A 10,812-nucleotide genomic window follows, 5' to 3' on the forward strand; every position below is an offset into this window, starting at 1 on the left:
TCGTCGGGGCGGGGCGGGACATGGCGGGACTCCTTGGTCACAGGGGCGGGACGTGAATGATCGGGCCGGTTCCGGCCGCGGATCGGACGGCCCTGATACTCGGAGGGGGGCGCACGGCGGTCAAGCGGGTTTCGCCCGCCGTCGCCGGGTCTGGCGCTGGCATGGCGCTGCACGCTGGGCTAGACCCGACCCATCACGACCGCCAACCACGGGCCGACACGGGCACGGGCCGACACGGGACAGGGAGACACCGGATGCGCGACATGACGGGCCAGACAGTGCTGATCACGGGGGCCAGCCGCGGCATCGGGGCCGCGGCCGCGCGGGCGTTCGCCGCGGCGGGCGCGCATGTCGCGCTGGCCGCGCGCACCGAGGCCGCGATCGGCGATCTGGCGGCTGAAACCGGCGGCCTCGCGCTGCCGTGCGACGTGGCCAACCCCGGCGCGGTGGAGGCCGCGGTTGCCGCGGTGGTCGATCGCTGGGGGCGGCTTGACGTGCTGATCAACAACGCGGGCGTCATCGACCCCATCGCCACCACCGCCGAGGCAGACCCGGAGGTCTGGGGCCGGCTGATCGACATCAACCTCAAGGGCGTGTTCCACGGCATGCGCGCGGCGATCCCGGTGATGGCGGCGCAGGGGTCCGGCACCATCCTGACGGTGGGCTCGGGCGCCGCGCACAACCCGCTGGAGGGGTGGGGCGCCTACTGCGCCTCCAAGGCCGGCGCGCTGATGCTGACGCGGGTGGCCGACCGCGAGCACCGCGCGGCGGGCCTGCGCATCCTCAGCCTGTCGCCGGGGACGGTCGCCACCGACATGCAGGCCGCGATCCGCGACAGCGGCGTGAACGCGGTCAGCCAGCTCGACTGGTCGGTGCACATCCCGCCCGAGTGGCCCGCGCAGGCGCTGATGTGGATGTGCACCCCCGAGGCCGACCCCTGGCTGGGCGCCGAGGTCAGCCTGCGCGAGCCCGACATCCGGCGCCGCGTCGGCCTGCACCAATGATTCGCCTCACGCGCGAAGGGGGGCTGTGGACCGTCACCCTGGACCGCCCCGACAAGGCCAACGCCCTGACGGCCACGATGCTGGCCGATCTGGCGGCGATCGTGGAGGACGCGGGCGGTGAGGCGCGTGCGCTGGTGCTGACGGGGACGGGGTCGGTGTTTTCCGCCGGCGCCGACCTGGACGAAGCGCGCGCGGGCCTGGCCACCAGCCCGCTGTGGGAGCGGGTGTCGGGCGGGATCGCGCGGCTGCCGTGCCTGACGGTGGCGGCGATCAACGGCACATTGGCGGGGGGCGCGTTCGGCATGGCCCTGGCGTGCGACCTGCGGCTTGCGGTGCCGTCGGCGCGGTTCTTCTATCCTGTGATGCGGCTGGGGTTCCTGCCGCAACCGTCGGACCCGGCGCGGCTTTCGGCGCTGGTGGGACCGGCGCGGGCCAAGGCGATCCTGATGGCCGGGCAGCGTGTCGGTGCGGCCGAGGCGCTGGCCTGGGGCCTGGTCGACCGTCTTGTGCCGCCCGACGAACTGCCCGCCGCCGCCGCCGCGCTGTCGGCCGATGCGCTGGGCGCCAATGCCGCGCATGTGGCGGCGATCAAGGGCTTTTTCGCCGATCCCGCCGCACGCTGAGGGGAAATGCGGCGCCCGGGGCGGAAGTTTTCGGTTCGCCCCGGGGCCGTTCCGGGTTACATCCCCCGCAGTCACACAGGGGGGGCGCCATGCTGTCCGATCCGCTTTTCATCCTCGCGGCGCTGGCCGTGCTTGCGGTGGCCGGGGTCCTGGCCATCGGCATCGGCGGCTTTGCCCGCGGCGGCGCGTTCAACGCACGCAACGGCAACCGCATGATGCGCTGGCGGCTGGGGCTGCAGGCCGTCGCGGTCGTGCTGATCGTCGCGTTCGTCGTGCTGCGCGGCCAGGGCTGAGGCTCTCCCCATCCACATTTGAACCGGGGCCCGCGGCGCCCCGTCCGGAGGCATCCATGGTCGTTCTGAACCGCATCTACACCCGCACCGGGGATGGTGGCGAAACCGCGCTGGGCAACGGGGCGCGCGTGGCCAAGTTCTGCACCCGCGTCACCGCCTATGGCACGGTGGACGAGCTGAACGCGGTGCTGGGCATGGCCCGCCTGCACGCCGAAGAGGATATCGCCGCGGCGCTGGCGCGCATCCAGAACGACCTCTTTGACCTCGGCGCCGACCTGTGCCGCCCCGACATGGCCCGCGACAGCGAAGCGGGATACCCCGTGCTGCGCATGGTCCCCGCCCAGGTCGACCGGCTGGAGGCCGAGATCGACGCGATGAACGCCCGGCTGGAGCCGCTGCGGTCGTTCATCCTGCCGGGCGGCACGGCGCTGGCCGCGCATCTGCACCTGTGCCGCACCGTCGCGCGCCGGGCCGAGCGGCTGACGGTGGAGCTGGCCACCACCGAGGACGTGAACACCCCCGCGCTGACCTACCTCAACCGCCTGTCGGACTGGTTCTTCGTAGCCGCCCGCATCGCCAATGACGACGGTCGCACCGACGTGCTGTGGGTGCCCGGCGCCAACCGCTGAGCGGCGCGTCGATTTTGCTCTGTTTTCCGTGCTGGCGGGGTTGTATCACGTCACGGTAACAAAGTTGCCGAAACGAAAGCGAGGGAGACACACTTCGATGAAGGTACTGGTGCCGGTCAAGCGCGTGATCGACTACAACGTGAAGGTCCGCGTCAAGGCGGACGGCTCGGGCGTCGATCTGGCCAACGTCAAGATGTCGATGAACCCCTTCGACGAGATCGCCGTGGAAGAGGCGATCCGCCTGAAGGAAGCCGGGCATGCCACGGAAATCGTGGCGGTTTCCATTGGCGTGAAGCAGGCCGCCGAGACCCTGCGGACGGCGCTGGCGATGGGGGCCGACCGCGCGATCCTGATCCTCGCCTCGGACGACGTGCACACCGACATCGAGCCGCTGGCGGTCGCCAAGCTGCTGCACGCGGTGATCGACGCCGAAGCGCCGGGGCTGGTGATCTGCGGCAAGCAGGCCATCGACAACGACATGAACGCGACGGGGCAGATGCTGGCGGCGCTGCTGGGCTGGCCGCAGGCCACCTTCGCCTCCAAGCTGGAGCTGGCCGACGGCAAGGCCGTGGTCACGCGCGAGGTCGATGGCGGGTTGCAGACGATCCGTGTGCCGATGCCCGCCATCGTCACGGTCGATCTGCGCCTGAACGAGCCGCGCTATGCCTCGCTGCCCAACATCATGAAGGCCAAGAAGAAGCCGCTGGAGGAAAAGACCCCCGCCGACTACGGCGTGGACGTCTCTCCGCGGTTGAGCGTGGTGCGGACGGTGGAGCCGGAGGGCCGCAAGGCCGGGATCAAGGTGGGCTCGGTCGACGAGCTGATCGCGAAACTCAAGGATGAGGCGGGGGTGCTTTGATGGGCGTTCTTCTTCTGGCAGAGGTCACCGACGGGACGCTGAACCGCGATGCCACCGCCAAGGCGGTGACGGCGGCCGCGCAGATGGGGGCGGTGACGGTGCTGTGCGCGGGTGCCCGCGCGGCCGATGCGGCCGCCGAGGCCGCCCGGATCGACGGCGTGACCCGCGTTCTGGTGGCCGAGGACGCCCGCTATGGCCACCGGCTGGCCGAGCCAACGGCGGCGCTGATGGTGGCGCTGGCGGGCGACTACAGCCACATCGTGGCGCCCGCGACCACGGACGCCAAGAACATCCTGCCGCGCGTCGCGGCGCTTCTGGATGTGATGGTGATCTCGGATGTGTCGGGGGTTGTCGACGCCGACACCTTCGAGCGGCCGATCTATGCCGGCAACGCGATCCAGACGGTGAAATCCTCGGACGCGACCAAGGTCGTGTCGATCCGCACCTCGACCTTCGAGGCGGCGGGCGAGGGCGCGGGCGCCCCGGTGGAGAGCATAGCGGCCGTCGACGATCCCGGCCTGTCGGAATGGGTCGAGGACAAGGTCGCGGCCTCGGATCGTCCGGAGCTGACCTCGGCCAAGCGCGTCGTCTCGGGCGGGCGGGCGCTTGGCTCGGGCGAGGATTTCGCCATCATCGAGAAGCTGGCCGACAAGTTGGGCGCGGCGGTGGGCGCGTCGCGCGCGGCGGTCGATTCGGGCTATGCGCCCAACGACTGGCAGGTGGGACAGACCGGCAAGGTCGTCGCGCCCGAGCTGTATATCGCCGTCGGGATTTCGGGGGCGATCCAGCACCTTGCTGGGATGAAGGACAGCAAGGTCATCGTCGCGATCAACAAGGACGAGGAGGCGCCGATCTTCCAGGTGGCCGACTATGGCCTGGTGGCGGATCTGTTCACCGCCGTCCCGGAGCTGATGGAAAAGCTCTGACGACGCGCCGGGGGCGGGTGCCCGCCCCCGGTTGTCCCTTCGCAGCGCCGATCAGCCGGTCGGCCCGGAGGCATGTCGACCCTGCCGACGGCGATTCCGGTCGGCGGATCATCCCGGTCGGCGGATCATTCCGGCAGGCGATCGGCGGCCCAGCTGCCCTGCGCCATCGTCTCGATCTCGGTGATGGCGGCGTCGTCCACCGGCGCCGTCTGGCCGCCGCCCAGCCCGTCATCATGGAAGATGTAGAGCCTTGAGGCGAACTGCCCGAACGGCAGCGATCCCTCTCCGAAGCGCTCTCCCATGCCGGAGGTGGAGACGACGACGCCACCGCCCCAGTCCTGCCCGCTGTCGTTGTTGGGGTTGAAGAAATAGACCCGCATCTCGCCCGAGCGGTCCAGCGCCACGCGGGTGATCGCGATGGCATGCCAGCCGACGAAGCGGCCCATGCTGTCGGTCACGGCGATGCCGGCGGGCTGCGGGTGGATGACGATCTGGTTGCCGTTGTGCAGCGGGTGATAGCCCGCGTGGAACCGCCGCAGGAACCCCGCGTGGTCCGTCAGCTTGCCGGTGGTCACGTCCACGGCGATGTGGAATTCGCGGCCGACCCACCAGCCATGCAGCTCGGGGTTGATCCAGCGGTGCGGGTCTTCGCCGCGTCCGACGGTGCGGCGGCCCATCTCGGCGTAGATGCGGTCGATCTGGGGCACCAGCAGCACCGACACCGGGTCGGCATCCAGAGGTGTGCCCGACACCAGCCCCGGCGGCAGGGTGCTGCTGTCCAGCGCCTGACCTTCGAAATACATCACGACCCGGTCGTGGCGCAGCACATTGCTGAGCAGCCACAGCAGGAAATCGGGATCGTTGAGCGCCCACATCGCCAGCGCGCGCGCCGATTGGCACGTGGGGTTGTTGCCCTGTCCGATGCCCAGCGGGTTGCCCAGCAGCATGAGCACCCCGGCCAGAAGATGCACGCGGGCGGGCTCGGCGGTGCCGCAGGCGGTGGCCAGCGCGGCGTCCGCAGTGGGCGACAGCGGCATCTCCAGCAGCCGCCACAGCGACGGTGCGACGGGCGGCGCATAGAGGATGCCCCGCTCCAGCATCAGCGCCAGCCCCAGCACCGCCTGCGCCGTGGCCGGGCGCACCGATTCGCGGATCAGGCAGTGCACCAGAGCCTCGTAGCAGCGCAGCGCGTCCAGCCCGGTGCTGCTGAGGCCAAGCGCATGGGCGATCATGCCCGCGCGCCCCGCCTCCGGCAGCCAGCGCACCAGGGCCGCGTGATAGTCCGACACCAGCCCGGTGTCGTGCATCGCGCGCGCCATCGCCGTCGCCTCGGCCTGCACGGTGAGGTCGTCGGCGGTGTCGAGGCGGCGCAGATAGACCTCCAGCCCCGGATCGTCGCGACTCAGGCCCGAGGGGCCGAACAGCGCGCTGATCAGCCGGTCGGCGCCCAGATGCGCCTCGCCCGGGGCCAGGCGCCCCTGCGCGAGCGCCACCGCGATCTGGGTGATCATGGATTTCACCGGGTCGATCTGCAGCGGGCGCTGCGACAGCAGCCGCCAGACCTCGTCCACCAGCGGGGCCAGCAGCGTGTCGGCGCCCAGCTCCGCCATCAGGAAGCCCAGAAGCCGGTCCACCGACGGCCCGAGGCCATGCGCCGCCATCCGGTCGGCCTCCGAGACCGCCCCCGCCAGCCGGTCGAGGTTCAGCGCCAGCACCTGTGTCAGGAAGTGGTGGGCATGCTCGGCCGGCAGGGCGGGGTTGTGCGCCTCGTGCCGCGCCGCGCGCAGGAACCGCAGCAGGCTCAGCGCCTCCAGCACCACCGTGGCCGCATCGCCGTGGCGCAGCGTGTTGCCCACCAGCCCCGGCAGCAGCGCCGCCGGCGTGGCCCAGTCGGTGCCGCCAAAGATCCCCGCCCGGTCCAGCGCGTCGGCCCGTTCGGCCAGCGGCGCCATCCCGTCGGGGTGGCGCAGCACCCGCGCGGCGGCATCCAGAACCCGACCCCGATACGACAGCTTGCCGGCGCGCGAGGCACCGGCAAGCTGCTCCGTCAGCCGATCGAGGTTGCGCAGGGGTGCCTCCAGCGCGGTCGTCTCGGTCATCGTCATGTCCCGCCCCGCTGGCTGATCCCTGTGCGCATGATGGTCCCACTCACACGTAAAAATCCAGTTCCTCTTGCGCCTTCAGCAGGTCGCGCAGCTGGTGCGGGTCCTCGCCGAAGAAATAGACCAGACCCCAGTGGGTGCCGAAGGCGGTGCGCTTGGTCACCTTCTGGTCCACCGGCGCGGCGAGCTCGTGGAACTCGAAATACGGGTGGTTCTCGGTCTCGGCCGGGATGCTCAGCTCGCTGACGACGCGGCGGCGGGGGTAGACGCCGAAGCAGCCCGCGTGGCCCTTGGCGTCGGTGACCGGCGTGGGAAAGAACGCCTCCAGCTCGGCCTCGGTCGCCTTGGGATCGAAGGCCAGGACCAGCGCCTGATAGGCGTTGAAGCCGTAGGCGCGCTCCATCAGCTCGAAGGCATTGAAGCCGGGCGGGCGATAGGCGACCTCGCCGAAGTACATCGTGCCGTCGGAGGTCACGAAGTATTCCGGGTGGATGAAGCCGAAGTCGATGTCGAAGACCTCGATCAGCTTCTCGATCTCCTGGGTGATGCGGCCGCGCCATTTCTCCAGCTCGGGCGTGGCGGGCACGAACACCGAATAGCCCAGCGTGACGTATTCCGAGATGTTCAGGAACTGGATCTTGCGGTCCTTGATCCAGGCCTCCACCGCGAATTCCCACCCATCCAGGTGCGATTCCAGCAGCGCGGGGAATTCGTCGTCGGCGATCGCCGCGACGTCATCGGGGGTGCGGATGACCCGGTGACCCATGCAGCCGGCCTTGTCGAAGGCCTTGAAGTGGATGGGATCGTCAGGGTCGCCGTCCAGCTTCAGCAGCGTCTGGTTGACGCGCTTGAGAAAGCGGATGACGTCGGACTGGTCCATCGCCTCCTCGAAGATGCCGACGCGAATCCCGCCCAGCTGCGCGCGCCGCTTCATCAGCGACTTGTCGCGGAACAGCATCGCCTGACCCAGCAGGCGCGGGTTCTGCAGCAGCACCGAATTGACGGCGCCGGCCCACTCCACCGTTTCCTCGAACAGCGGGATGGCCACGTCCACGCCCATGTCGCGCAACGTCTCGGCCAGCTCCATCGAGCGGTCGTTGACCCGCTCGAAGTCCCACCTCAGGAACGGGATGTCGTGCGCCGCCGCATATTCCGCCGCCCATTGGGGTGCCACGATCACGTACCGGCGGTCGAACTTCTCCAGCGCGTCGATGCAGCGCAGGCTCCAGCCAAAAATGGCCACATATCCCTTGGTTTCATCCCGATGGGGCACTGGTTTGCCTGTCCTTTCCGTTGATGTTCCGAGTTTGAAAAACTAAACATTTTTTCGGAAACTTCAAGCGCCGGTGGCGGGGGTCGGGTGGTCATGCCGGGCTCAACTCGGATTATTCCACTTATAACAGTGCCTTGATGGGGGTGTCGGGCATGCGCCATGGTGCTGCGGCGTCCCTCATATCGTGCTGAAATTTAGGTTGACGAAGCATCGGCGCGCCCCGCAGGGTCGCGGGCCGGGCGGCGCCTTGACCCCCCTGCGGCCACCCGCTACGCCCGCGGCATCCCATCGCAGCCACGAGGACGCCATGAGCACGCCTTCCCTTCTGATCCTGCCCGGCGACGGCATCGGCCCCGAGGTGATGGCCGAGGTGCGCCGCGTCATCGACTGGTTCGGTGCCCGCCGCGGGCTGGCCTTTGACGTGACCGAGGATCTGGTGGGCGGTGCGGCGTGGGACGTGCATGGCACGCCCCTGACGGACGCCACGATGGAGGCGGCGCAGGGGGTCGACGCGGTGCTGCTGGGGGCCGTGGGCGGTCCGAAATACGACGATCTGGATTTCTCGGTGAAGCCCGAGCGCGGCCTTCTGCGCCTGCGCAAGGAGATGGACCTGTTCGCCAACCTGCGCCCGGCGCAATGCTTCGACGCGCTGGCCGACTTCTCCAGCCTCAAGCGTGACGTGGTGGCGGGTCTCGACATCATGATCGTGCGCGAACTGACCTCCGGCGTCTATTTCGGCGAGCCGCGTGGGATCGTGACCGAGAACAACGAGCGGGTGGGGATCAACACCCAGCGCTACACCGAGTCCGAGATCGCCCGCGTCGCCCGCTCGGCCTTCGAGCTGGCGCGCAGGCGCGACAACAGGGTCTGCTCGATGGAGAAGGCCAACGTCATGGAATCCGGCGTGCTCTGGCGCCAGGTCGTGACCGAGGTGCACGCCGCCGAGTACCCCGACGTGGAGCTGAGCCACATGTACGCCGACGCCGGCGCCATGCAGCTGACCCGCTGGCCCCGGCAGTTCGACGTGATCGTGACCGACAACCTGTTCGGGGATCTGCTGTCGGACCTGGCGGCGATGCTGACCGGCTCTCTGGGCATGCTGCCCTCGGCCAGCCTGGGCGCGCCGATGGCCAACGGTCGGCCCAAGGCGCTTTATGAACCCGTGCACGGCTCGGCGCCCGACATCGCGGGGCAGGGCAAGGCAAACCCGATCGCCTGCATCCTCAGCTTTGCTATGGCGCTGCGCTACTCGTTCGATCAGGGCGCCGAGGCGGACCGGCTGGAGGGCGCGGTGCAGGCGGTGCTGGCGCAGGGGCTGCGCACGCCGGATCTGATGGGGCCCGAGGGCGGCACGCCGGTGGGAACCCGCGGCATGGGCGACGCGATCCTGGCCGCGCTGGACGCCGCGCTGGAGGGCTGAGCGGAGGGGGCACCGGCCAAGACGGTTGACAGCCTGTCCCCGCTTGGTCAGTCAAAAGGACGCAGGCGCCGGCGGCAAGACCGGCGTCCCGATCAGGGAGAGAGAGCCATGAACAGACTTGCCTGCGCCGCGATCGCGGCGCTTGCCATCGTGCCGGCGGCCCACGCCACCGAGCTGTCGATCGCCACCGGGGGCACCGGCGGGGTGTATTTCCCGTTCGGCGGCGGCCTCGCCGAAGTCATCAACCGCCATGTCGATGGCTACACCGCCTCGGCCGAGGTCACCGGCGCGGGCGTGGAGAACATCAACCTGCTGGCGACCTTCGAGACCGACATCGGCTTCGTGCTGGCCGACACCGCCAGCGCCGCCTTCAACGGCACCGCCCCGTTCGAGGGTCTTGCCTTTCCCGAGGCGCGCACGCTGCTGGCGATCTATCCCAACGCGGTGCAGATCGTGACGCTGGCCGACAGCGGCATCACCTCGCTCGAGGATCTGCGCGGGCAGCGCGTGTCCGTCGGCGCCCCCGGTTCGGGCACCGAGGTCAGCGCGCAGACGCTGCTGGCCGCCAACGGCATCACCTATGACGATTTCGACCCGCAGCGCCTGAACTTCAACGAGACCGCCGACGCGCTGCGCGACGGCGATATCGTGGCGGGATTCTGGAGCGTGGGGCCGCCCACCTCGTCGATCATGAACCTGGCCGCCAGCCGCGCGATTTCGGTGCTTGCACTGACCGAGGACGAGATCGACGCGGCCATCGAGATGGAGCCGACGTTCGCGCCCTATACCCTGCCGGCCGGCACCTATGATGGCGTCGACACGGAGACGTCGACCATCTCCACCCCCAACGCGCTGATCGTGCACGCGGACATGGACGAGGATCTGGCCTACAACATCGTCCGCGCCGTGCTGGAGAACGTGGACGAGCTGATCGCCATCCACCCGGCGGCCAACGACACCACGGTGGCGTTCACGCTGACCGCCTCGCCGCTGCCGCTGCACCCGGGCACGATCCGCTACCTCGAGGAAATCGGCGCCGACATCCCCGAGCGTCTGCGTCCGTGACGCAGGGTCCGGGAGGCTGCGGGCGCGCGGCGGTGCCGTGACCCGGCGCGTGGGACCCGCGCGCATGCACCGCCGCGGCTGGTCCGCGGCGGTGGTCGTCTGGGTGCTGCTGGCCGGCGCGGGTTGCGCCGCCGCCGCGGGCGGGGGTTCGCAGCTGGAGGTTGTGGACCGCCACGGCGTGCGGCTGGCCAGCCTGCCGCTGGCGCCGGACGGGCGTTGGTGCCTGCGCTGGGCGCATTCCGTCACCGGCGGGGCGGTGGCGGACTGTTTCCGCGTCGACGGGGGCGGGATGGTGCTGGAGGCGAGCTTCCTGCACGACTTTGCCGCCGGGCTGGGCAACACGCCCGGCCGCGGGCGTCTGCGCAGCGCCGAGGGGGGCGGCTACTGGATCGAGGGGATCGACCGCGCCCTGCCGCGGGCAACCCTGCCGCTGCGTGTCGGGCGTCCGGATGTGGGCCACCACATCACCTCGGGCGCGCATCGCCTTGATCTCGGGCCGCTGGCGGCGGGGCAGGGTGTGCGCATCCGCCCGGCCATGGCCCGGGCCCCCACCGACTGAAGGCTGCGGCCCGGCGCCCCTGATCCGGGGCCCCCGCACCGGACCCCCGCGCCGGACCC

General features: G+C 70.2%; 11 protein-coding genes. 9 read left to right on the forward strand and 2 right to left on the reverse strand.

What is annotated here, in order from left to right; all coding sequences use genetic code 11:
* The first annotated feature begins 254 nt into the window (after positions 1-254).
* The 6 genes from CCR87_RS06460 to CCR87_RS06485 all read left to right on the forward strand — a co-directional run bounded on the left by CCR87_RS06460 (position 255) and on the right by CCR87_RS06485 (position 4,334).
* Entirely contained in the window at positions 255-1,004 is a 750-nt protein-coding gene (locus tag CCR87_RS06460) for an SDR family oxidoreductase (protein ID WP_201156740.1), read from the forward strand.
* Positions 1,001-1,627, forward strand: a complete 627-nt coding sequence (locus CCR87_RS06465) for an enoyl-CoA hydratase/isomerase family protein (RefSeq protein WP_201156741.1) — start codon at positions 1,001-1,003, stop codon at positions 1,625-1,627. Before CCR87_RS06460 ends, CCR87_RS06465 begins: the two co-directional genes overlap by 4 nt.
* 89 nt (positions 1,628-1,716) lie before the next feature.
* Positions 1,717-1,920, forward strand: coding sequence for a twin transmembrane helix small protein (locus CCR87_RS06470; protein WP_201156742.1), 204 nt, complete (start codon positions 1,717-1,719; stop codon positions 1,918-1,920).
* 56 nt (positions 1,921-1,976) lie between these two features.
* A complete protein-coding gene (locus tag CCR87_RS06475; RefSeq protein WP_201156743.1) occupies positions 1,977-2,549 on the forward strand; it encodes a cob(I)yrinic acid a,c-diamide adenosyltransferase in 573 nt (190 codons plus the stop codon).
* Between the two features lie 97 nt (positions 2,550-2,646).
* Positions 2,647-3,408 carry an electron transfer flavoprotein subunit beta/FixA family protein gene (locus CCR87_RS06480; RefSeq protein WP_201156744.1) on the forward strand — a complete coding sequence of 254 codons (762 nt, stop codon included), beginning with the start codon at positions 2,647-2,649 and terminating at the stop codon, positions 3,406-3,408.
* Positions 3,408-4,334 carry an electron transfer flavoprotein subunit alpha/FixB family protein gene (locus tag CCR87_RS06485; RefSeq protein ID WP_201156745.1) on the forward strand — a complete coding sequence of 309 codons (927 nt, stop codon included), beginning with the start codon at positions 3,408-3,410 and terminating at the stop codon, positions 4,332-4,334. The genes CCR87_RS06480 and CCR87_RS06485 overlap by 1 nt, the downstream gene beginning before the upstream one ends.
* Positions 4,335-4,459: 125 nt before the next feature.
* Here CCR87_RS06485 and CCR87_RS06490 read toward each other — a convergent pair whose 3' ends face one another.
* The gene (locus tag CCR87_RS06490) at positions 4,460-6,433 is read right to left on the reverse strand and encodes a hypothetical protein (RefSeq protein WP_201156746.1); all 1,974 of its coding nucleotides are present in this window, start codon (positions 6,431-6,433) and stop codon (positions 4,460-4,462) included.
* 49 nt (positions 6,434-6,482) lie between these two features.
* Positions 6,483-7,709, reverse strand: a complete 1,227-nt coding sequence (locus CCR87_RS06495) for an ATP-grasp domain-containing protein (RefSeq protein ID WP_201156747.1) — start codon at positions 7,707-7,709, stop codon at positions 6,483-6,485.
* 307 nt (positions 7,710-8,016) lie between these two features.
* On the opposite strand from CCR87_RS06495, the gene leuB reads away from it, so the two are divergent.
* The 3 genes from leuB (at position 8,017) to CCR87_RS06510 (ending at position 10,753) form a co-directional block, all read left to right on the forward strand.
* Positions 8,017-9,129, forward strand: coding sequence for a 3-isopropylmalate dehydrogenase (leuB, locus tag CCR87_RS06500; protein WP_201156748.1), 1,113 nt, complete (start codon positions 8,017-8,019; stop codon positions 9,127-9,129).
* Positions 9,130-9,237: 108 nt separating this feature from the next.
* Positions 9,238-10,194, forward strand: coding sequence for a TAXI family TRAP transporter solute-binding subunit (locus CCR87_RS06505; protein WP_201156749.1), 957 nt, complete (start codon positions 9,238-9,240; stop codon positions 10,192-10,194).
* Between the two features lie 64 nt (positions 10,195-10,258).
* Positions 10,259-10,753, forward strand: a complete 495-nt coding sequence (locus CCR87_RS06510) for a DUF1850 domain-containing protein (RefSeq protein WP_201156750.1) — start codon at positions 10,259-10,261, stop codon at positions 10,751-10,753.
* Positions 10,754-10,812: the final 59 nt, after the last annotated feature.

The organism is Rhodobaculum claviforme, assembly GCF_016653255.1.
GTDB classification, from domain to species: domain Bacteria; phylum Pseudomonadota; class Alphaproteobacteria; order Rhodobacterales; family Rhodobacteraceae; genus Rhodobaculum; species Rhodobaculum claviforme.

Excerpts from the sequence above, each read along its gene's own strand:
- CCR87_RS06460 (WP_201156740.1), top strand. The coding sequence starts at position 255 with ATGCGCGACATGACGGGCCAGACAGTGCTGATCACGGGGGCCAGCCGC.
- CCR87_RS06465 (WP_201156741.1), top strand. The coding sequence starts at position 1,001 with ATGATTCGCCTCACGCGCGAAGGGGGGCTGTGGACCGTCACCCTGGAC.
- CCR87_RS06470 (WP_201156742.1), top strand. The coding sequence starts at position 1,717 with ATGCTGTCCGATCCGCTTTTCATCCTCGCGGCGCTGGCCGTGCTTGCG.
- CCR87_RS06475 (WP_201156743.1), top strand. The coding sequence starts at position 1,977 with ATGGTCGTTCTGAACCGCATCTACACCCGCACCGGGGATGGTGGCGAA.
- CCR87_RS06480 (WP_201156744.1), top strand. The coding sequence starts at position 2,647 with ATGAAGGTACTGGTGCCGGTCAAGCGCGTGATCGACTACAACGTGAAG.
- CCR87_RS06485 (WP_201156745.1), top strand. The coding sequence starts at position 3,408 with ATGGGCGTTCTTCTTCTGGCAGAGGTCACCGACGGGACGCTGAACCGC.
- CCR87_RS06490 (WP_201156746.1), bottom strand. The coding sequence starts at position 6,433 with ATGACCGAGACGACCGCGCTGGAGGCACCCCTGCGCAACCTCGATCGG.
- leuB (WP_201156748.1), top strand. The coding sequence starts at position 8,017 with ATGAGCACGCCTTCCCTTCTGATCCTGCCCGGCGACGGCATCGGCCCC.
- CCR87_RS06505 (WP_201156749.1), top strand. The coding sequence starts at position 9,238 with ATGAACAGACTTGCCTGCGCCGCGATCGCGGCGCTTGCCATCGTGCCG.
- CCR87_RS06510 (WP_201156750.1), top strand. The coding sequence starts at position 10,259 with ATGCACCGCCGCGGCTGGTCCGCGGCGGTGGTCGTCTGGGTGCTGCTG.